We start from the raw sequence: 25,820 nt of genomic DNA, 5'->3' as shown, positions 1-25,820 counted from the left end.
TTCATAGTATTGCTGTGATATTTCTTAAAGGTACTTTTAATCCTTTTAGCTAGAATAACTAGGTACCTATAAACAATATTATTCATATACAAGATCATCTATATATGCTGTAACAGTGTCGTTGTTATTTTCGCCATTAAACTGAATTACTACTCTATTAAAGTCGGTTCTATCAACTGGGTCTGGATCAGTACCAAGGAAATTGATATTTACCCAATCGCTGCCAGAAAAATCGAATGTTAGTTCTACCCATTCATCCAAAACATTGATCGTACGTACTATCTCTGTTTGGGTTTGCCATGAATCTCCACCAAGCTCATTATTTTGAAGTTTTAAGGCAACTTGATTGGGTTGAGAACCTGATATGCTCGAGGAATCAATATATGCCTTGAGTGTAAATGTCGGATTCGATGCAATATCAAAGTTTGGATCTACATCAAAACGAATGTTGGCAAATGCGCCTGAACCATCGTCAATGTACTGTAGTACTGTTGCAGAAGTGTTGATACCACTATCATCTGGGTTAGTAAAGGCCGTGTCCATAATTACTGCATCTGCAAACCATGAGGCAATTCCATCGTCACCTTCAAAATCGTCATTGGCATAGGCCTCTGGCGGTCCTGCAATTGTATCATCGTATACAAGATCATCTATATATGCTGTAATAGCGTCGTTGTTATTTTCGCCATTAAACTGAATTACTACTCTGTTAAAGTCGGTTCTGTCAACTGGGTCTGCCGAACCTGGGTCAAAATTGACAAAGGGATCATTAGCAAAATCAAAAGTAATCTCTTGCCATTGATCTAAAACTACAGGTTTTATAATTTCTGTCTGCGTTGTCCATGGCTCGCTCAATCCTCCATCTTGTAGTTTTAAAGCGATTTGGTTGGGTTGAGAACCCGTTATACTTGAAGATTCAACATAGACTTTTAGCGTAAATGTTGAATTTGAAGCAAGATCAAAGTTTGGATCTACATCGAAACGAATATTCGCAAATAAACCTGAACCGTCATCGATATATTGGAGCACTGTTGCAGAAGTGTTGATACCACTAGCATCTGGGTTAGCAAAGGCCGTGTCCATAGTAATTGCATCTGCAAACCATGAGGTAATACCGTCATCACCCTCAAAATCATCGTTAGCATAAGCTTCTTGAGGCAGTGGGTCCGGATCCGGATCTTCTATCGCATAAATAACTGTGTACTCTTTTGTTATAGACACGTCATCTCTACCAGGCAAAGATGCCGTTACCATAATGGTATATGTAGCTGTCTCCTCTGGATATTCATAAGATACCATAGGGCCACTCGTTTCTTGAATTACCTCCGTTGGATCACCGCTTGGATCACCAAAATTCACCGTATACACGATTCTTCCGTCTGGCGGTATCGTTGTTGCAATAACACCAATTTCATTACCTTCTGCATTTAATTCGGCAATGTTAAAATCTAATCCTGCAATAATATTCAACGTGTCATCATCTTCGCAAGAAAATACCGCACTTAACATTACCAATGCGAGTACATAATAAACGCTCTTTTTTAATATTTTCATCATAATTTAATTTTTGTTCAACAATTCTTTTTTTAATATCCTGGATTTTGTCCCCATCTATCTATAGCTTGTGCCAATTCTAGTTCTATTAATGGGATTGGAAATAGTTCGTTCTTATTAGTTTCAAAGTTTACAGTAGTAAAGCCTTCTGGTTTTGTCGTATTATAAGTATTGAAAGCATCTTGAGCTCTTCCGCTTCTGACCAAATCAAAGAAGCGATGGCCTTCACCTGCTAGCTCCTTACGTCGCTCTAAATAGATTGCATCTAGCAAGCTTCCTTCTGAGGCATTATAATCGTGACTATTATCGCCATACGCTCTAGCTCTAACCTGATTGAGATAATCAGTAGCATTTGAACCTCCTGATTCTGCTTCAGCTTCTGCGGCCATTAATAATACGTCCGCATAGCGAATGGATCTGTAATTCTGAGGGTGTGTTAATTGTGCAACGCTTTCGCCTAAATCTGCTTTGCGAGGTACATACTTATGATTGTAAAACCCGGTATCCTCATTAGCAGGTGAGTAAACAGAGTTATCTTCTAATGCCGCCAACTCCCTTAAATCTAAAATGGTGATATCTCGTCGCATACTCTCATCTTCATCAAAAATCTCGTAAAATTGAGGTGTTGGTAGGTTAAAGCCCCAACCGGAGGCATAAACTGGGTCATTATAAGGTGATCTTGGCCCATTAAACTGCACAAAATAGGTGCCTTCGCTACAGGTAATACATTCCCAACCTGCACCTTCTACGTTGGTATATTGAATTTCAAAAACGGATTCTGGCCCATTTTCACCATCGATTGTAAACAGATTGGTGTAGTCTTCTCCTGTTACCAAACTATACTGACCAGAGTTAATAACTTCATTCAGTACACTCGCGGCATCGGAAAATTTCGTTTGATCAAATGTGCCGTGGTATAAATATACTTTTCCTAATAGTGCTTGTGCAGCACCTTTAGTAATTTCATAAGGCAAGTCCTGGGTTAAGGGTAAATTAGGAATGGCTTCCTTCAAATCTTCCTCTATAAGTCCATAAATCGCTGCAATACTGGCTGTTCTTCCCATTGTAAATTGTTCGCCAGGTATAACAGGTTGATTTACAATTCTATCAACACCATCACGATTTTCAACTTTTAAAGGGACATTGCCATAAAACTTAGCCAATTCAAACGTATAATACGCTCTTAAAAAATACCCTTGAGCAATAATCTCATCTCTACCTTCAAAGTCTAGTTTATTTTCATTTTGCAATAAAAAGTTGGTTCTGTTTAAGCCTGCGTACATTAAGGTCCAAATATCCCTTAACTGATTATTGTCTGCTGGTGTGTGATTCATCAAATTAACATTTTGAAGCGTTGGTTGGTCTATTGATGCTGCATCACCACCTGCTATGAAATCATCTGACGCAACAACACTTGTAAGGACATTCCAAAATGTTGCTTGTAATAAATCGTAAGAGCCAATTAAAGCATCTTCATATTCCTCAGGCGTATTAAAGAAATCATCCGAGGTTACTGGAATGGGATCTACCTCTACAAAATCATCACATGAAGATGTTGCAAATAGGAATAGTACCCAAACGTATTTTAATTTTAAAATCTTTTTCATAATTTTTAAAAGTTTAAGTTAAAACCTAATAAATAAGTACTTGCTACAGGATAAAATCCCTTATCAATAGTACCACCGAGAGGTTGTCCTGAATTGGCACTAGGGTCATAACCGGAATAATCCGTAATTGTGAATATATTGTTACCTGAAAGATACATTCTTAGTCTGTCTATTCCTAATGTGGATGTTATTTTCTCACCAAAAGTAAAACCTAATTGCACGTTTTGTAAGCGCAAAAACGACGCATCTTCTACGTAAAAGTCTGAAAAAACGTTAGCATTTATTGAACCATTATCGAACCTAGGCACAGAATTACTAGTTCCTGATCCTTGCCATCTGGATATTGCATAGCTCCCAATATTTGCAGTTGGCACTTTGCGCTCGTAATCTCTAACCATATCATTACCTATTGATGCGAATGCATTGGCGCTAAAATCTATATTTTTATATCTAAACCCAATATTTAAGCCCATTGTAACATCTGGTATTGGGTTACCTATAACCGTTCGGTCGTCTGGATCTATTTGTCCGTCACCATTGATATCAGCAAATCTTAAATCCCCTGGTGCTACCACCCCTATTTCACTTGAGACATATGTACCATTAGGAGACGCTGCATCTAAAGCATCGATTTCGGCTTGGGTTTGAAAAATCCCTTCGGTTTGGTACCCATAATAATGTCCTAATGGAAGTCCTGGCACCATACGAGATATTCCTATTTGGCTTATCCCTACTCCAAACTCACCTAGTACAGGAGGGATTTCGCCATTTACCGAAACAACCTCATTGTCTAATGTTGTGATATTATAATTTATATTAAATTCAAAATCTTCGGAAATCTTGTCAGTATAGCCAATACTAAACTCTAATCCTCTATTTTCTACAGTACCTGCATTAATAGTTGGAAAAATAGTAGGATTTAAACTTGAATTGATTAATGCAGAAGCCTGTGGATCGAATAATAAATCTTCGGTTCGCTTTCTAAAAGCATCAAATGTAAGTGTGAGCTTGTAATTAAATAGCCGAGCATCAAACCCTATATTTAAGGATTCTTGCTCTTCCCATTTTAAGTTTGGATTTCCTGGTACTCCAGGAGCTACTCCAAGAAGTATATCAGTCTGGTTAAGAGCATTTCCAGGAGCTATAGATCCTTCGCCGTTTAATAATGTGATAAACCGGAAGTCTGGTATTCTATCGTTACCAATAATACCATAACTACCTCGTAATTTTAAGGAATTAATCCAGTCAGTGCTTTGCATAAAATCTTCATCAGAAATATTCCAACCAACCGAGACCGAAGGGAAATATCCAAATTTATTGTTAGGTCCAAATTTGGAAGATCCATCTCGTCTTAAAACTGCCGAGAATAGGTATTTACCTTTATAATTATATTGCACCCTAGTAAAAAAGGATTGCAGTCGTGAATCAAACTGTTCTTCACCATTTTCTATTTGGTCTGGTCTAAAACGCGGCACTAAGCGTCCGTTAACAGGATCCAGTCTATCTCCAACCCAACCATCTCGAAAGGCATCATCAACTGAATTACTTCCATTTGCCAAAACAAATCCTGTTTGTCCATAAAAATGCCCTCTTGTTCTAAATGCTGAACCACCTAATAAAACGGTGAGGTTATGGTCTTCGTTAAACGTGTCTGCATAAGTTATATAAGCATCAAAGGTGTAATCCGTAAATATAGCACTGTTGTCAACAATTTCATTCCCTCCACTTGTTCCATCATCATTGAGAGGTAGTATCGTACCTGTTCTGCCATCTCCTAAATCTGCTACAGGCCTAAAGATATCGTCTAAGACATTAGAGTAATTGATTTGTAGCTTAGCACTTGCGGTAAACTTTTCGAGGAATGTGTAATCTAAACCAATGGTTCCACTATATCTATCTACTCTTGTAGTATTATGATTAAACTCTATTTGTGCTAATGGGTTTACAACTTCTATGGCCGCTACCGTTGTAGGAATAGAAAAACCTCCATTTTCATCAAAAACCGAAAGATTAGGGTTAACATTAACCGCATTGTACAATGGCGTTCCAATACCATTTTCTGGTAAATTATTTTTTTTGGAGTTTGTGTAAAGGCCTGTTGTGGTTAGCTTTAAATTATCCAATATATCCAGTTGATACGATAGTCTCGCTGTGGTACGTCTAAAATTAGATTTACCACCGCCAACTATACCGTCTTGATCTAGATTAGAAATTCCAAAACTGTAAGCAGATTTTTCTCCACCTCCACTGGCACTAAGATTTATATCCGAGATAGAAGCTGTGGTAAACACTTCATCTTGCCAATCCGTACCTTGCTGAGGAAACTCAAAAAATTGTGTTTCATTAAGTGCGTCGTTAACATAGATAGCATAATCTCTAGGGCCTAATACGTCAATTTTTTGAGCTGTGGTCTGAAAGCCCGCATAAGCATCTACTGAAAATTTTAGCTCTGATGCTTTTCGTCCTGTCTTGGTTGTAATTAAAACAACACCATTTGCACCTCTCACACCGTATATACCAGCTGTAGCATCTTTTAGTACATTAACGCTTTCTATGTCGTTTGGGTTTAATACCGATAAATCTTCTATTACGTTACCATCTACTAAAATTAATGGTCTATTATCGCCATTGGTAGTTACACCTCTAATCCTAATATTAGAACCTGCACCTGGAGAACCTGAAACCGAGGTTACATTAACACCGGCAATCTGACCCTGTAAGGCTTGTTCAACACGCTGAGGATTCAGTCTTTCGATGGCTTCCGAATCGAGTACTGCTACAGCTCCTGTAGTTTCTTTCTTCCTTTGCGTACCATAACCAACAACCACTACTTCATTTAATGACTGAGCATCTTCTTGAAGCACAATACTAAGTGATTCACTACTTGTGATTGTGATTTCCTGAGTAACAAAACCCAAATAAGAAACGACTAAAATGGAATTTAATGGCACATCATTGATTATAAAATTTCCATCGAAATCTGTTGAAGCTCCTTTAGTAGTATCCTTAATCAACACATTCACTCCTGGAAGTGGCTGACCAGATGAAGCTTCAGTAACTGTACCTGTTACATCTACATTCTGTCCAAACATTGTTATAGAAACAAGAATGGCCATTAGTGTAAAAAAATTGATTTTCATAGTTAGTTGCATTAGATTTAGCAACTTACTACAAAATTTTATTGAATTCGCAATAATAAACTATACAAAAAACATACATCGCAAAAAAAGTCTATGTTTTTTGCGAATTAAGTGTTAAAGGCCTGTTAAATTGAGGATTAAAAGGGTTAACAATATGTTTACAAAAAACTAACCCAAATGTAAAATACGCTAAATGTATGGGAAATGTATAGGCAAAAAAAGGGATTGTATAGGAGTTATAGCTCCAAGATATAGTCTGTAAGGCTTTGCTCGTGGTCCAATCCTATTTTTTTACGCAATCGATATCGCTTTACTTCAACACTTTTATGAGAAATATTCAATAAAGGTGCAATCTCTTTTGAAGATAAATTTAATCTAAGATAAGCGCATAACCTTAAATCATTAGGAGTGATTGACGGATGTAATGTTTTAATTCTTTTCATAAAGTTTTTATCAACATTATTAAAAGCCTCTTCAAACAGTTTCCAATCGCTAGTATTGTTTAGACTTGTATTAATCAATCTAATCACGCCTTTCACATCATCTAAAGATTTACTCTTTGACAATTCATCCTTGATACTGTTCAACAATTCATTACGCTTAACCAAGTTCATAGTTGCCGTACCGAGTTCTCTATTCTTGTTCTCAATATCTAACTGAAGGTTTTGATTCTTAAATTGAATGAGTTGTCGTTGATTTTCCAATTGTTCAAGTTCCAATTCTCTTTGCTTATTCTCAATGAGCTTTTGCTTTTGTTTTTTGTAATATCTATTATTGAAATACTGAATTAAGAATAATAATGCCAATCCCATGAGAATATATGCCGCAATGGCCAAGGGCTTAAGAAACCAAGGTTTCTCTATTGAAAAAGTAAATGAAGCCAAATTATTAGACTCAACCCCTCCAGATTGTGCTTTTACTTCAAATGTATAATTTCCGTGAGGTAGATTTTCAAAACTGACTTCTGAATCGAGTGTCCAATTGCTCCAGTTATCATAAATTCCTACTAATCTGTATTTATACTTTATGGCTGAAAAATTACTATAATCGGTAATACTATATTTAAATGCTATACTATTACTTTTATTACTTAAATCTGCTGTCTCATTTAATGCCAATGGAATAAACTCACTATGTAAAGCACTATAAGAAATATTATCGATTTTAATGCTTTTAGAATTTTCTTTAAGTCTATTAATATCGACAATAATATATCCATTTGTTGTACCTATTAGGTATCTATTGTTATCAATGCACAAAATATTTTCATACCCTACCTTACTGTTTCTAAGTTCGTGTGGTATGGATATTTTATTTATTTTAAGTTTACTAGAAAGTGTACCTGGTTCAACATATATGATATCATTATTAGAAAAGAGCCATAATCGGTTATTAGTCTCATCAAAAATTAGCTTTCCAGACAAATAATTACCACCTTTAATAAATTCACTTAATAAACTATCCTTTACAAAACTAAATCTCTTTTCATCATAAACAAAAACCCCATCTCTATTGCTGTACAATATTGAATTCTGATACTTTACAATACTTGATTTTGGTCCCTCATCAATATCTAATTTCTTCGACTCTAAAACTCTGCTGAAAGTGCTGTCAACCGTAGTTTTATAAACGCCTTTATATTCATGGCTAATCAATATTTCATTTGAACCGATAAAATCTAAATATCTTGAAGAAATGTCAAATCCTTCGATCTTATTTCTATAAGACCATTTTCCATTTTTGAGTTCTAGCACACTCAAGCCTTCATAGTTTCCTTGAAGTAAAATATTAGGGTGATGATTAACATCCTTAATTATCCAGGTTCCCATTTCGCCCTCAATAAGTTTAGCTTCACCTTCATTAATAACAAATGTTCCTTTATCATGGCCACAAAACAACGTGTCTTTTAAATAGGCTAAATGCCAGACTTGTCCCTTAGTTCCTTCGATAAGCTTGAAGCCAGAATTCTCATCCATGTTCTTATAAAAAAGCCCTTGGTTGCTACCTAAATATAAATATTCATTAACTTTAATTGAAGCATAGATAGTTCCCAGAACACCTTGCTTATCCTTGTAAACCGTATAGGGTGATTCTAAATTTATACAATTAATTCCGTTGTCTAGACCCAACCATAGATTACCCCTCTCTCCCTCAAATAAGGACAATACGGTGTTATTGCTCAAGCCTGCTGATTTATCTATTTTTAAAATTCTGTCTCCAAAAGGTGACATCTGAATTAAGCCTTCAGAAACGGTACCAAAAAGAAAGCTTCCATCCTTTAATTTAATACTACTGTATATGCTTAATCCATTAAGGATGCTATTTACTTTAAGATCCCCGTTAGATACAATACCATTAGAATATTTGTAAATACCATTCTCCTTAGTTAACAACAACAGCGCAATAGCGTCTTTATATATATTAATAATTTCATTGTCCCCATATTTCTCTGCTGGTATAATAAGTTGCTCTTTACCGTTTGTGATTTCAAATATTCCTAAGCCGTCCTTTTGAAAATAAATGTTTTTTCCAACTTTAAATATCTTACTTATTCTACTTTTGGAATCGATGATTTTGAAATTATCTGCTTCGATATTGTAGATATATATTCTGTCTAAAGATTGGAATAATATATAGTCTTCTATCTCAACTATATCCCAAAACTCTTCATCTTCCTTAATTTCTATATTCCTACCTGCTATTAATGACGTATAGGTCAACCCCCCAAAGCTATCTTTCTCCCAATAGCCAAAGTCCATATAACAACCTGTGTATATTCTATCATTAATAACACTGACCGACCTTAATATAGATTGGTTTGGCGAAGGAAAAAGCTCCCACCTTGCACTATTGTAGCGGAGTAGCCCTTTATTATTTGCAAAATAAATTATACCGTCCTTGTCTTGTGAAATATCCCAATTCTGATCCTCAGCTTCGTAATCTTGCTGCGTAAAAACCTGTATAGGAGGAATCTCCTGAGCGCTCAAGGATATACCAAAAAGAATAATAAAAAAAAGAAAGCGTTTTTTGAGCCTTACCATCAACCACTAATCTCTATTGTTAGGCGCCAAAAACACCACAACAACAATGTTAAGTTACCAATTTAAGTAAATATAAACACTTTGAGAAGTTTTGTAGTGTTATTCTGTACAAAAAACAGACTAATAAATAACTTAGAAATGAAAAAATCCCAAAACTATGGCTTAGGTTTTTTCTTTATAGGTAGCAAAATTTACATCGATTTAGCCCGGTATAAACTTCTCGTCTCACCTACTATGACATTTCAGAGTACTATTCCATAAAAAAAGCTCCAGTATTAACTGGAACTTATCCTTTGTATACTACATTGACCTATTTTCGAACCAATTACTTAAATCAATGACAAATCTCATTATCTTCAAACAAAAATCCATGAATTGATGATAGAAAAAGTAAAGGTATTTATATCTTGGTTATAAGTATTTTCAAGTTTTTAAACAAAAAACCTCCTTAACTTAATAAGGAGGTCATGGCACAACTACTCATTTTAAATCTTACCCCTTTTAAAAGATCAGCAGTCCTGTGCTTCTTCAGCTATCAATTAATGAAGAAAGTTATAATTCAGTGATTCATTCCCTCTAGACTGATTCCTGAACTATGCTTTGATTTCTTTTTCACTTAATCATTTATACGTCATCATAATCATAGACTCAGTCAAACGGATTGCCCCCAGGATCCGGTGGCGATGCCGATTGCGCCCGCATCGGGGCCAGGACCGTAAACGTGCCCAGCGCTGTCAATGCCGCATACTTACCCATCTTACGTATCGCTTCCTTTCGGGTGATCTGGTTGTCTTCCATGTTGCCCATCAATCGATTATTACCTTTTCGGTATAATGGCCCGTACCGTTCCATAACCGGAGAATATATACCCCAGATTGTAAACCTGCTGTATCCAGCGCAGTATAACCCGACGTTGTCCTTAGGCTCTTACTCAAAATGGCCCTACCGTTAATATCATATAATACAGCTGACGTTTGCCTGGCGATGGTACCGCTTATCACCAGTTTCCTTTCCGTATTCAGCGTATATACCCGTAGCGCATCAAAGCCGTTATCCGAAGCTCCCAGTGTCCCTTGGACTAGGGAAATATAGAAACGTCCCGTACCATCTAGAGCCTCTTGTGGCGTTATTACAAAGTCCCCCGTGTTCAGGTCTGTGGATTGGTTCTCCTGGGTATCCAAAAGGTAAACAGCAATGTCCGACCCAAGATTCGAACTCCCGATACTGATTGTCAATTGCTCTCCCTGATTCGCATTGATGCCCAGTGGGATCAGGTCGCCATTGGATAGGATATCCAACGGTAGGGACTGGATGGCAAAGTCAATACCTTCATTGTCCTCCAACAATCGCGAATACAGGGCAAAGGGAAAGGCTGAATTCCCAAAGACCGCGGCATCGTAGCCCGGATCCAGTCCATTGGTGGAGCTGTCGTTGAAATAAAAATCGGTGCTCGAGGTATCCCCGTCGGTATTGCTCAACTGCAATCTCAGGTTAAGGTTCGTAGCCGTGTTACGCCCGGCAATAAAATCATCGCTATTGCCATGCCTTCTCATACCGGGGGTAAATTCTATCGAGGCATCGCTATTTACGGCCACGAAGAAACCCTGTCCCGGTGCGACGACCGTATTGACATCAGTAGTGTTGAGGTTATAGATCGTCCATCCGTCAGAGGCATCGCCATCATAACCATAGATCCCGATATTGGCCACATCCAGTACGCCCATGTTGTTGCCATTGTTCAAAAAGTCCCAAACGTTGAGGTACGACGGATAGGGATTCCCGATCAGGTTCCACTCGCTGAAGTTTGGGCCCGTATTGAACACACCCTGGCTTACCGTGCCCTGGTTAACGGTCCCCTCAAAGCGGAGCGTCGAATTGTCCGTTGTCGCGGCCCTATAGCCAACCCCTGAGGTCAATATCGCCGATTCCGTATCGGAATAGGTCACATAAGTATTCGAAGTCTTATCGAAAGGTCCGAAAAGGTACAGCGTATTCCCCGTATTCGATACGATGTTCGTATTGTTGCCCAGAAAATCGGTAAAGCTCTGCCCCGATACCGGTGGCGTGATAAGGTCGTTGCCTCCCGATACTGCCGTTTGGTTCACGTGGCGTTCATAGGTCACCGTTCCCGCAATGTTGCCATCCAGGATAAGGCTCGAGTAGCTCGTCGAGGTCGATTCCAGTACCATGCCTGATGCCGTACTCAGGGTCACTCCGCTATTGACCGTGATACCTGCTCCCGCACGAACGGTAATATTGTTGCAATCCGTACTGGTCGATATCGTTGCCGTACCAGCGATGACCTCTATAACATCAGAAGATGTCGATACCCCATTCGGATCCGATGGCGACCAACCATTATTATAAGTATAAGCACTGCCCAATGACGCTCCGCTACAGTCATAGCTGTCATCCGTGATCTGGGTCCCAGGATTATTCGTACAGTCCGCAATGTTGGTACCGCCACAGGCCGTGAAGAACTGGTCCTGAAATACGCCATCACTAAAAAAACATATATCGGGCGATGCATTGACATCTACATAGCGTATCTTGATGTGCATTAATACCCTGGGTGTTGAAATGACCTCAATCTCCGGCACGAATTCCAATCCTGCCAGCGCCACATTTTGTTGAAAGGATAAAGAAACTCTGGATGTGGTATTATCATTTTGCACAAAGTCCTTGTAGGCCGGGGTCGGAAAAGGAAAGCCCGGAAACTCATAGCCTATGATCGATCCCACGGGCCGGCCGTACTCGATATTGCCATTGGTCGATATGTTCTCACCAAAGGCGGCCGTACTGTAATCTATGTACAGTTGGCCCGAGCCCAGATAGAAGTCCGTACCGCTCGAAATAAGGATATCGGCCTCGTAAAAATCGTCCATACCGTCGTTGGTGATCTCGGCATTGTCAAAGGTCAAGGTGATGTCCTGACCGCATATAACGTTGGTCCATAGGACTGCAAGAACTAAAATATATTTATAGCTTTTCATTGTTGTTCAATATTTAAGTATTAGGATAGGTTTAATTGCTCTTTTTGATCAGGCGCCTGGTTATCGATCTATCCCCGTTCTCGATCCGTACCAGATAGACCCCATCGTCGCAGCGGCCCATATCTATAGGACTATTGTCGGCCCTTTCCTCCTGTAGGATGAGCCTACCGTTGATGTCATGCACACTTATGGTATGGGATGTCCTTAGGCCCTGTACCCCAAAGCTTGTCCGTGCCGGGTTGGGGTGCAGCAGTATGCCCCCGTCGCCAACCTGTGCGATGCCCAAAGTGCCCACGCCTGCCTCTGAACAGTCATAAATATCATCCGTAATTTGTGTGCCTGGAGAATTCGTACAATCGGCTATACCTGTACCGCCACAGGCCGTAAAGAACTGGTCCTGGAACACGCCATCGCTGAAGAAGCAGATACCGGCATCTTCACTAACATCGGTGTATCGGATCTTGATATGGAACAAGACCTTTGGTGTGGAGGTGACCTGAAGCTCAGGTACTGTCTCCAGACCTGCTAAACCGACATTCTGCTGGAACGATAGGGATACCCTTGAGGTCGTATTGTCGTTCTGCACGAAATCCCTGTAAGCCGGTGTCGCAAAAGACACGCCCGGAAACTCATAGCCCAATATAGAACCCGTTGGCTGGCTGTACTCTATATTGCCATTGGTCGATACGTTCTCCCCAAAGGCTGCCGTACTGTAGTCAAAGTAGACCTGACCCGAGCCCACGTAGAAGTCTGAAGTCGATGATATGAGTATATCGGCTTCGTAGAAATCATCCGTCCCATCGTTGGTGATCTCGGCATTGGCAAAGGCCAAGGTGATCTCGGTCGATAATGCCGTTATATTCCTGCTGAACTGCTGTCCCCGGCCGATGTTGGGGTTGATCAGTGCATTGACGTCCGCATTCTGGATCTGCGTGTTGATGTCCATATCGGCTTCATCATAGCCCGACCCGCCGATCAACTGGACAACCGCACTGGCATCCGTGTTCTGGATCTGGGCATTGCCATCAAAATCGCCCGTGTACATCCCATAGTTGCCATTGGACAACAGTATCACCGAGTTGGTACCGCCTTCAACAGCCGTAGGATTCGCCGATAGATCCACAATCGTTGTTGTCGAACTTAAAGCCTGTGCAGTATTGGTTATAATCCCGATATGGTTACGGTGGTTTACCGCTACATGGTAACTCCCCTCAGGCTGGGCAAAAGATAATGAGGAAACCCCATCGCTATCTACAATATCGCCGTCGCGCTGTAAGAGTGCCGATTGGCTAGCAATCACTATCGAACTATCATTACCATCCCTGAGCTCTACCCAAACCCAATCCACGATGGCATCAGTGCCCACAACAGTGAACACTGAACTATCTGCTATTAATCCATCGCTGTAGGGCGATGTTAGCGGTATAAGGCCATTTAATCTGAGGTCATCGCGCATCAGACCCTCCTCCCCGACATTCGGGCTTAAGCTGGCGCCCTGAAGGTAGACTTTCGGGGAGAGTAATATATCAGATGGACAGCTAGGATCTAGACCGCCATCAGTGATGGTCCAATTAAATCCTGATGGATCAGTCAAGGTATTTCTGGCATTCTCACCTGCGCAATAAGTAAGTCCAAGTGCTCCTAAGGTAATATCTGAAGGTATTTGTGTTTCTCCATTATCTAAAGTCGCCCAACCGATCAGTAAATTATCATAGTTTTCGGTCGAAAGATTTGTATTATTCAACATATTATCTGCACGAAATAAACTAGAGATATCCCAATTTCCTAGGTCTTGGTCAAATGCTACTGCTCCATCGAACATATTAGCCATGTCAAAGACATTACTAACGTTCCAGTTGTCTAAAGATTGGTTAAAGACTGTACAACCCGAAAAGGCACCATTCATCTCTCGGACAGAGGAAACATTCCAACTGTTCAAAGGTTGGTTAAAGGATGTAGCGTCCTTAAACATATCCGTCATGATCCAAACATTACTAACATTCCAATCGTCTAAAGGTTGGTCAAAGGCCGTACAACCTAAAAAAGCACTATTCATCTCTACCACAGAGGAGACATCCCAGTTATTTAAAGGTTGGTTGAAGGACGTAGCACGACGAAATATACTGGCTATTCCATTGAGATTGCTCACATTCCAGCCATTCAATGGCTGATTAAAAGCCACAGCATCGCTGAACATAGCAGACATGCGTCTTACGTTACTGACATTCCAACTTTCTAAGGGCTGGTTAAATGAGGATGCCAATCGGAACATAGCAGACATCGTTGTTACGTTACTCACATTCCAGTTATCTAAAGGTTGATTAAACGCTGCAGCTTCCCCAAACATGTCGACCATATTAGTTACGTTACCAACATTCCAGTTATTTATAGGTTGGTTAAATTGAGAACACCCACTAAAAGTACCATTCATAGTTTCTACTGTCGATACGTCCCAAGCATCAAAACTTGAGTTACCTATTAGACTAGAGCAGAGCGCAAAAGCAGCAATCATGCTTGTAGTCTGCGAAAGGTCAGGTGTATCTTGAGCAGTTACATCTAGGTTACGACAGCCCAAAAAGGCTCTATCCATAGATTGCCACTGTATACTGCCCCATTGTAAAACGTTTTGAATGCTCAGTCCATTCTCCGAACCACTAAAATCATCAAAGTAAATTGCAGGGAATTCCCCAAATATAGTTACCGTGTAGTCACCTCCATTGTCATAGGTATGGGATATGTCTCCAGTTACAACAGTATCGGCATTTCCGTCACCCCATAAAACTGTATAATTGTAAGTGCTAAAATTAGGATTGGTTGGTATAGTAATGGATTGACCATCGTTGACTTGCCATTCTGTTATAAATGCTCTACTATCATTTGCACAATTGGCGTCCCTACCATCATCAGTTATCTGCCAATTATATACATTTTCTAAAATAGTTCTGGCAGCTTCTCCAAGACAGTATTGGCTATCACGTGCTCCAAAAAGAATATTGCTAGGGATTTCGGTTTCGCCAGCATCAGTGTCTAAAGCGGCCCAACCAATAAGCGTATCATCATAATTTTCGGTAGACAAATTGGTGCCACTGAACATTGAAGATGCATTATCTAAACTAGAAATATCCCAACTTCCTAAATCTTGATTAAAAACCGTAGCAAGCGCAAACATGTTAGACATGTTGGTCACATTAGATACGTTCCAGTCATTTAAAGGTTGATCGAATGCCGAGGCCAGTAAGAACATAACGTTCATATCTGTTACACTAGACACATTCCAATCGTTCAGTGGTTGATTGAAAACACTAGTATTAGAAAAGGCCAGCCTCATATTGACGACACTACTCACATTCCAGTTTTCTAAAGGTTGATTGAATACTGCTGCTCCAGAAAACAGACCTTCTATAGTGGTAACATTACTAACATTCCAATTAGATATATTGCCATTAAAAACCGAAGGAAAGCTGTTAAAAGTTCGCGACATATCTTCTACGCTCGAAACATCCCAGGTACTAAGATCTGTAAGTTGACCTGTAAAAGACTGACAGCCTCGAAACATTCCACCCATGTCACTAACATTTGATAAATCGGGAGCATCTGACGCAGTAACTTCGATGTTTGTGCAGTCTAAGAACGCACCATTCATACTTAACCACGGGTTACTTCCCCATTGAACGACATGTTGAATTTTAGAGCGATTATTATCATTGCTTGAATTGAAATAAATTGCTGGAAACTCTCCTGTAATGGACACATTATACGTCCCTGCTGTGGTATAGGTATGCGTGGCGTCCCCATTAAGACTGGTTTCAACAGTACCGTCTCCCCAATCAATTATATAATTGTAATCGTAGTCTGAATTGGTTGGAATGGTAATGGATTCGTTGTCACTAACAACCCAAGAGGTGATAAAGTAATCGCTAGTATCTATGATACAATCTGCTGTAATCCCAGCATCTGTTATGGTCCAATTAAAGCCACCAGAATTAGGGCTTTCTAATAGATTTTTGGCCTCCAAAGCTGCACAAAACTGAATATTATCAGCACCAAAAGTGACATCACTTGGGATTACTGTTTCACCAGCAGCTGTATCTAAAGTAGCCCAACCTATAAGGGTTGAGTCATAGTTTGCCGTAGACATATTAGTCTCATCTAGCATTTTAAAGGCATCGGTCAAACTAGAAATGTCCCAGTTTCCTAAATTCTGATTAAAATCCGTAGCGAAGTTAAACATAAGGCGCATTTCACTCACATTAGATACATTCCAGCCGTCCAGAGGTCGATTGAATGCTAGAGCACCTTGGAACATGGCTTCCATGTTTGTAACATTAGCTACGTTCCAACTATTTAAAGGTTGATTGAATACTGTGGCCCCAAAGAACATACCTTGCATGGTTGTGACATTGTCCACATTCCAATTAGATATATTTCCATTAAAGACTGATATACTACCATCTGAAGCAAAAACAAGGGTCATATCTTCTACATTGGTAACATCCCAACTACTGAGATCGGTTAACTGTCCTGTAAAGGATTGACAATTACGAAACATTTCACTGATGTCTGTCACATTGGATAAATCTGGAACATCAGGGGCAATCACTTCTAAATTTTCACAGCCATCAAAGGCAGCCTCCATACTTCTCCATTGGTTAGTTCCCCATTGGGAAAGGAGCGTGATTTTGGATGAGTTAGAACTAGAACTCAAGTTAAACGCAATTCGAGGGAACTCTCCAGTAATGGACACATCATAAGTCCCTGCTGTGGTATAGGTATGTGTTGCGTCATCCGTAAAACCAGCCTCAACAGTTCCATCGCCCCAATCCACTAGATAACTATAAACGTTACCACTTGTTGGTATGGTAATACTTTGATTATCGGCATCGGTTACCCATTGCGTTATGAAATAGTTATTACAATCGGCAGTTTTCCCATCATCGTCTATGGTCCATCCAAAATTACTTATGAGCTCTTGCCTTTTGTACTCACTTTCGCAGTATTGCGCATTGTTGGCGTTTAAGGTTACATCTATTGGAATGCCTGCTTCCCCAATTTCCAAGGTACCCCAACCTATGAGCGTTTTGTCATAATTTTCGTTAGATATTCCAGCATTCCTAAACATGTTGATCATTGTCTGGTTTTGTATACTTGAAATATCCCAAGCACTCAAGTTTTGATCAAAATTGGTAGCTTCTAGAAACATTTCGCGCATACTTTGTACTTTGCTCACATCCCAAATACCTATATCCTGGTTAAAACTCGAAGCACCACTAAACATACGAGACATATCAGTAACGTTACCTGTATTCCAAGAAGATATGTTCTGATTAAACTGCGTATTATTTTGGAACATCCGCCTCATATCGATAACATTGTCTACGATCCAAGAGGCAATGTTTTGATTAAAATTCGATTGTCTAAAGAGTCGTGACATGTTTTCTACATTACTAACATCCCAGTTGGTAATATCGGCCCAAAGGTTAATGTCGATAGCGTTACCTGCACCTCGCAACATGTTCTCCATAGTGGTTACATTGGATAAGTCAGGTAAGTCCGTAGCCGAAATGATTAAGTTTTCGCACCCAAAAAAGGCACTCTCCATGGACATCCAACTAATATTTCCCCATTGTGAAATCTCGCGGAGTTTTAGACGGTCGCCACCTTCATCAAAAATGATATGTGGAAAATCCCCAGAAATTCTTACTGTATAAGTCCCTTCTGAAACATAAGTATGAGTCATATCTCCTGTAAGGCCGAAATCTGTAGTACCATCGCCCCAATCCACAACATAATTATAACTAGTACCTAATGAAGCTGCTGTTGGGATTGTGATTTGATTGTTAGCCGATGTGCCTGTTTCATTTGTTTGCCAGACCGTAACGAATACTTCCGAACAGGCTTCCCCACCATCAGTAAATGTCCATCCATAATTATCTATAATCTCTTGTTTTGCTAATGCCCCGAGACAAAAGGAGGCATCTACATCAAATTGTACATTAGGCTGTAAATTCAGTTGGCTCCAACCCAATAACAAATTGTCGTAGTTTTCTCTTGAAAAGGCGCTACCAACTAGCATAAGACCGGCGCTAGTAACACTAGAGACATCCCAATCACTGAGACTTTGATTGAAATTAAGAGCACCTTCAAACATCGATGTCATAGCTGTAACATTACGCACATCCCAGTTGTTTATGGGCTGATTAAAGCTCTCAGCGAAAAGGAACATACCATCCATGGTTGTTACATTCGATACGTTCCAAGTATCTAGTGGCTGATTGAAATCTTTGGCATTTGTAAACATCCCTGTCATTATGGTTACATTAGAAACATTCCAACTATTTAAGGGTTGATTGAAATCTTCAGCGCCATTAAACATTTCTTGCATGTTATTGACACTGCTTACGTTCCAGGCTGAAATATCTTGGTTGAATGCTCTGGCAACCAAAAACATGTCTTCCATATTCAACACGTTACTTACATTCCAACTACTGATATTACCATTGAACTCCAATGCTCCTAAAAACATGGCCTCCATTGTGCTAACGTTACTCACAATCCAAGTATTTAAATCTTGGTTAAAATCAGAAGCATTATAGAATAAAGCTGACATATCACTTACATTACTGACATTCCAATTTCCCAAAGGTTGGTTAAAGCTTTGCGCCTCTCTAAACATTCCTGCCATGGTAGTAATTGTGCTCACATCCCAATTGTTAATGTTTGAATTACCTTGTAAGGATTCACAATCATAGAACATGTTTTCTAAAGATGTGACACTAGACAAATCTGGGTTATCCGTAGCCAACATATCCATATTTTGGCATTCGTAGAAGGCGTTTTCAAAAGAATTCCAAGCCAAATCTCCCCATTGGTCAATACTTATGAGTTTTAAAGCATCACCAACAAATACATCATTCAATTCGCTGCCATTAGAAACGAATTGTGGAAAAGTTCCTGCAATACTAATTTGGTAGGTTCCAATATTGTCATAGGTATGGGTAATAGTTCCGGTAACATTGCTTTCTAACTGACCATCACCCCAATCAATGATAAAATTGTAGGTCTCATTTGGATTGGTAAAGATGGTGACTTGATTGTTTTCACTAATTCCTGGATTATCCGTTTGCCAAGTAGTCCTAAAAGCCACTTGATTCACGTCAAGGGAAATGACAGGGTTGATTTGCCCAAAAGTACCATCTAGAGTTGGAGCAGTATCAAAAAATGACGACTCGAATTCGATGCCTGTCTTATCGTAAATAATCCCCCCAAAATCTATGGCAAACACATCACCATTACTGCCTTCCCTAAATACTGATCTTACACGTTCGCTAAGTGTAGACAAATTTGTACCACCAATGCTTTCCGCATAAGCAAAGGGTTCGTCCGAGACCTCATCAGTAATGGAAATGGCATCCAAAATAGTACCAAGACTAGAAAGGTCGTCTGTAACAATCACCCCGTCATTGTCAGGATCAATGTCTGTTACTCCAACCTCACCACTAAATGATGTTGCCAGTATAGCGGTGTGGCTTGGTGGCAACAGCAAAGGAAGTGACGACGTAAATAAACCATTGGCATCAAAAGTTCCTGATAATTCAACAACTTGCTTTACAAGCCCCATTTCACTACTGTTTGAATTACCCTCAATTATTACAAATACACCTTGGAACGTTTCGTTAGCACCACCATAGACTTCAATATCTATAGTACTTGAATTATCGATGATGTCCGGGTTATACTCGCTTATTAATATGGGGAAGGTGACGTTAGATGTTAGGTCTATTGTGGCTAAACAATCCGTAGTGTTTCCGTTGATATCCGTTACGGTTAAGGTTACCTCATTTGCACCTAAATCGTCATAACTAAAGTTGATTGATGGTTCCCCATTAATTAAAAGACTTGCAATACCTACATTGTCGGTAGAACCGCCGTCAATTTCAAAAGCCTCAATCTCAATTCCATCCAATCCGATAGCAAAGGATACATCAGCGCAGAGGGCTTCTGGGGCTACATTATCACGTAGTAATGCTACATCATTGCCATCACCACCCTGATAGGTTATCACGGCCGCAATATTTGGTAGGTTGATTCCTGTACCCTCTGGAAGATTTAAGAAATTACCAACTACTGGGTCATTTTCATCATTATCAATAAGAATAATTCCCTCTCCATCATCAGGAAATACAAAAGCGTCCAATGCAAGTAATAAATCAAAATTATTGAGGTCTACAGTACCTTGGACATTCAAGATATCATAATCCGTACTATTTTGAATATATGGTCGGAAGGTGGTTGTTGAGAGTGCCGTTAAATTACCTACTGTTAATACGCCAACTGCGTCATTACCTAAACCTCCAGGGGAAAGCGCCCCATTTCCAAATTCTAAGGTCCCTCCAGCTATTGTACCATTTCCTGTAAGCGCAGCGCCACCGATAAATGAGGCTAGTCCGAGTAGGTTTATGTCCGATTCTACTTTGACAAAACTATTGTTTATTAGCAAATTCCCTATTGTTTGTGTTATGCTAGGAACATTAATAGTTATTGTTGAGGCGTCTATTACGGTGGTCGTCCCTTCTAAAGCTGTTAACTGCACAGCACCAGACAAGTCAAAAGACTGGCCTATTTGTAATTGAAACGTCAAATCTCCTGAGCTATGGGTCAAAGTGGCTGGGTTAGAAACATCTGCCGCCGTAATATCAATAAGACCAGAAAATGTGGCATCGCCTCCAGTGGTTATTGCAGTTATATCAGACCAAACCATAGTTTGGGCTTCAATGCTTAATCCATTTGCATCTATACTTCCTAACTCTATATCGTCGGCATCTTGAAATTCTAGACTATTCAAGGTTTTTCCAGAGGCGGTTTGTAGGATGTTGATATCATTATCAGGACTGGATAATCGCGCAATGGTACTTCCATTACTAGAGCCGTCTATAATTAAAACATCTGTTGTAATACCACTTCCATCACCTGTTATTTCTATGCTGGCATCACTATATAAGGTTAATCGTGAACCAGCTCCTGCAATGTTGACATCTCTAGTTAAAAAAAGGCTGCCAGATTCAATGCTGATAAGATTTGTAGTAGCATCTGTTGATACAGATCTTACGGCTCTAAAAGTTGTGTCGCCTGACGCAGAAAAACTAAAATTACCTGCTTCTATGGTAACTTGACCGTTAAAGGTATTATTGGGTGATCCATTGATAATGGCAATCTGGTCGTTAGCCACAAGATTTGTCCTTCCTGAAATAATTAAAGGATCAACGAAGTTAAATATATTAGCCACATTGTTCACCGAAAGCCTACCTGCTGTAATACTATTAAGGTTTAAGGTTAGATTACCATCACCTGAAATCTCAAGGTGACCACCGATATCCATAGCCCCTATTTGATCAAAAGCATTAAGGTTGTCGAATTTGAGGCCATTATTAGGCCCAGACAATGCAATATCGTTAGCTATAGTAACGCTGTTATCGCCTTCTTCTGAAATAAAATGTACGCCATTTGAAATCTCCACTAAAGGAATGGTTATAGTGCTTAAATCTGTAGGTATGATGTCATCGCCATTAATTAGGACTGGCACCACCAAATTACTTATTACAAGGTTGACGCCATCACTAGATAGCACAATATCATCATCTGAACGACCACCATTGATATCTGTTACAGTTAGTTGTCCATCATCGGCCAGAGTAATTGCGGTTTCTGCCTTAATAAGGGATACATCATTGCCATCGCCACCAACATAACTGATTGCAAAGAAAGTTCCTCCAAAATCTATAAAGCTTCCTTCTTCAAGATTGGTAAAGTTTCCCGTAACCGGATCGTCCGTACCATCATTATCAATGATTACAATCTCTGAAACTCCAGAATCTTCCGTTAAATCTCCTGTAGGTACGAAATTAGCATTCGTAAGGTCAACAGAACCGATTATATTTAGCACATCAAAACTAGTATCGGTGTTGATGTATGGTGCAAATACACCATCGTTAGAAAAGCTTAAGTCACTCACATTCAACGTTCCAACCGATGTATCTTCTACGATTCCAGGGTTTATAGTTGCACCATCTGCCATCACAACATTGCCTCCTGATATGGTTCCTGTACCTAATAATGTAGTCTGTGCGTTTTTAAACAATGCCGTCCCGCCAAAGTTGATATCAGTTTCTAAGGTGAAAGTGCCGTTAATGACCTCTAGATTATCAAATAGATGTGAGATACCTGGTGTATTGAATATGGTTGGACCGTCAAAAATTATTGTTGGGGTTAAGACTGCTCCGACAGCATCAAATTGCACTGATCCTGAAAAATCCAAAAGTCCTTGAGATGGTGCTGTAAATGTTATCACACCACTATTGTTTCTTACTATTGCAGGACTTGTAGTATTAGTTGCTGTGACTTCTATTTCTCCATTAAAAACACCTGTGGTCAATACATTTATATCGGTATTTTCTGATAAAAGGAATTTTGGTGCCTCAACACTAAAGTTTTCGACACGCATGCTCCTAAATTCCAAGTCGCTTACATTTTTTAAATTAATGGTATTCCAACTACTAGCTTCTTGAATAGTTGACAAAGCATTAATGTTGTTATCACTTAGAAGAGACGCCGTAATTTCATCGAAGCCAGTTCGTACTAGAACCAAACGATTTGCTGTTATGATTCCCGAAGTTTGGGTAATAGACTGTCCCGTCTGCAGTCGAAGTTCTGTATTACTGCCTAAGGATATATTTCCTGCTAGCTCTAAGGCACCATCAGCGTTAATGCGGTTAATTGACGCTGTATCATTGGCCATAAAGTTAACCGTTCCTAATGTGAGATCTGACCCTGCTTCAAACCTTATATAATCAGCTTCCAAATTCACAACATCATTAAATGTCAATAAGGATGAGTTAAGATTTATCTCAAAGGATGCTTGCAAATTGGTTTCTCCTAGAATTGTAATAGGTTCTGGTATTGGAGCGCTGTATATGCCATAAACATCCCTTATGGATAGACTTGAAGCATCAAGTTCAAATAAGTTTATAACCGTACTATCTATGGAACAATTTTCGATATTTAATCCTCCCTCAAGATTTAAAGCACCATTAGATTGATTCCAAGAGGTGCCAGCACCTAATCCACTAATGTAAAGCCCATTATTACTACCAGACAACGTAAGGTCGGTTTCAAAAGTGATTTTATCGTCTCCTTCTCCCGCGATATAGTCTATCCCATTCGTTATTTCATTTAGAGCTACCGTCACTGTTGAAACGTTGAGCGTAATGTCTGATGTGAAATCCAAAGTCCAGTTTAAAACTTCGCCATCAGCCGAAGCAGAGATATCTGCTACCCTAAGATTCCAAACCCCATTGAGGTCATTGCCATTATTTAAAATACGCTGTTTGAACTCGGCAAGCGTTTCACTGCCAGCTCCGGTTCCAGGTCGATATTCACAGATACCATCATCCCTACAGACCGCTTGTCCCGAGAAAATACCTTCGCCCATATCAGCTGCACTGACACTAGCATTATCTATAAAGGTAATTGGGAAGCCCTGTTCAAAATCACTGTTATCACCTGGAACAATGCCATCGAATGATCTTGGTCTATCCATCAAGGTAATGGTCTCACCAGTTGGAGCCTCCAACTCTATAATAAGCTGCCCAAGGCTATTATGGTCTAGTTCTACTTCCACAAACATGTCCTCGGGACTGGAATTGACATCCCAGCCACTCAATGTTGCAGGGATACTTATAAAACTTGGATTCGTATTAGGAGAGTCTGGAATATTGGTGAGATTAGAGTTAGTGGCAGAAGCTGATACCACGTTTAATCTCGGTGCGTTAAGGTCAGTTATAGTGAGGTAAGTACCATCTAATGACAATTTAATGTCATCATCTGAGGGGTTTTCGATATCCAAAATCGTCAACTTGCCATTTTCTAGTTTTACCTCAGTTTCAAAGGGATTCTCTGTTACTATAATATCAAATGAACAACTACTCGTATTTCCATAGGCATCGCTAACCTCAAAGGTATTATTTGTAGTTCCAATAGGAAACTCACTACTTCCAGAAGGCAATCCATCAATTTGAGTTACTGTTGCGGCTGTATTGGGTAATTCTAGTACATAACGAAACGTGTTGGTTTCTACTACATCGCCCCATCGTGCCAAAAATCCGCTTGAAGGTAACAAGATTGCATAATCTTCATTACCACCTAGGTTATTTGGTTCTCCAGGGAACCAATTTTCATAAGTGGAACTTGTACCATGCCATGTGAATACCCCTTCTGTATTGGCATCTGAATAACCAATATACAGGCTTTGAGTAAAACCCGCATCATTAGCGGATGTTCTTATATCATTATTATGAGTTTCATCTAAAATCGTAGCCACAAACCCTCCAAGGCTTTCCGCATTGGTCCGTGCCTCAGTTGCTGTAAATGGCTCGTTAGACACATAATACTTGTTATCATTACGTTCGGTTAAGAATGTAAAGCCGGTAGGAGCTGGCATCGTTAACGCACAATCATTAAACATAAGATCGTCGAAAGTGACTGTTGCCGTAGTACCAGGATCAGTGTTTACATTAATAACACCTGGACAATTGGTAATTACTGGTGCTGAATTATCTATTATGGTCACCGTTCCTTCGCAACTTGCTGTATTTCCTGCATTATCCCTAACCAAAAAGGTTACTTGATTATTCCCTATATCATTACAATCGAAAATGATAGGATTTTGTATAGTGGTACCGTCTAGACCTGAATCTGCATCTGTAGAACCATCATTGACCTCTGAAGATAAGATACTCACTGTACCATCCGGACTGAGGACTCGGGTGATATTTCTACAATTTGCAATTGGAGGAATGTTGTCCTCGTAATGGATTTGAAACTTAAAACGCCCTCCAGTAATGGGATTAAAAGATGAAAAATTATTGCCTCTGAACATTTGTCCTGGAAGTGCAGTGTTTCGTCCGTATGCCAATGCAATGACTTCGTTGTTGGTATTGAGTAACCGCCAGCCATAAGTGACTCCTTCGACAAGATCAATTGGCGATGAAAGCTCTATTTTTTGCTCAACAAGACCACCTTGATGGCGCGAAATATCTACACCTACAGATCCTAGCAATGTCCTGTTTGAGGCACTCAATGGGTTTCGATAAAGCTCTAAGGTTATGCCTAATGCTCCAATATTACTATCTCCAACTCTAAAGGAATAAAAGGAAATCTCTTCTATTGGACCGTCACAGGTCGCCCTGAACGTATTACCCACGGCAAAATTACTACCTTGGCTTGTAGATAAGGAATTATCCCCTACGTCTTGAATAATATCGCTATTACCATCGCATTGGGCATTCACATTAATTATAAATAGTACTGTAAAGATTAATGAAACAAAAGGGGTCTTGATTCGCATAACTTTTAATTTGATTATTGAGTGCAAGGTAGATGTGATAAACTGATTACAGAATAAGAGCCGACCCGTATTTATTACGTAGTAGT

General features: G+C 39.6%; 6 protein-coding genes. All 6 read right to left on the bottom strand.

All coding sequences use genetic code 11. The features are described 5' to 3' along the window. Window positions 1-78: 78 nt before the first annotated feature. The gene (locus Q0972_RS13160; RefSeq protein WP_299366268.1) at window positions 79-1,557 is read right to left on the bottom strand and encodes a hypothetical protein; all 1,479 of its coding nucleotides are present in this window, start codon (window positions 1,555-1,557) and stop codon (window positions 79-81) included. A 29-nt stretch (window positions 1,558-1,586) separates the two neighbouring features. Then, the gene (locus Q0972_RS13155; RefSeq protein ID WP_299366267.1) at window positions 1,587-3,161 is read right to left on the bottom strand and encodes a RagB/SusD family nutrient uptake outer membrane protein; all 1,575 of its coding nucleotides are present in this window, start codon (window positions 3,159-3,161) and stop codon (window positions 1,587-1,589) included. Between the two features lie 5 nt (window positions 3,162-3,166). Then, a complete protein-coding gene (locus Q0972_RS13150; protein WP_299366265.1) occupies window positions 3,167-6,301 on the bottom strand; it encodes a TonB-dependent receptor in 3,135 nt (1,044 codons plus the stop codon). A 236-nt stretch (window positions 6,302-6,537) separates the two neighbouring features. Continuing rightward, on the bottom strand, window positions 6,538-9,342 hold the full coding sequence (locus Q0972_RS13145; RefSeq protein ID WP_299366263.1) for a triple tyrosine motif-containing protein: 2,805 nt from the start codon (window positions 9,340-9,342) through the stop codon (window positions 6,538-6,540). Between the two features lie 806 nt (window positions 9,343-10,148). Next, window positions 10,149-12,335: a T9SS type A sorting domain-containing protein gene (locus tag Q0972_RS13140; protein ID WP_299366261.1), complete on the bottom strand. Its 2,187-nt coding sequence runs from the start codon at window positions 12,333-12,335 to the stop codon at window positions 10,149-10,151. Between the two features lie 31 nt (window positions 12,336-12,366). Next, a complete protein-coding gene (locus Q0972_RS13135) occupies window positions 12,367-25,734 on the bottom strand; it encodes a BspA family leucine-rich repeat surface protein (RefSeq protein ID WP_299366259.1) in 13,368 nt (4,455 codons plus the stop codon). Between the last annotated feature and the right edge of the window lie 86 nt (window positions 25,735-25,820).

This window comes from Winogradskyella sp. (assembly GCF_028282165.1).
Classification (GTDB): Bacteria; Bacteroidota; Bacteroidia; order Flavobacteriales; family Flavobacteriaceae; genus Winogradskyella.
Note: the sequence above shows the minus strand (reverse complement) of the source record. Positions and strands in the feature narration are given on the sequence as shown.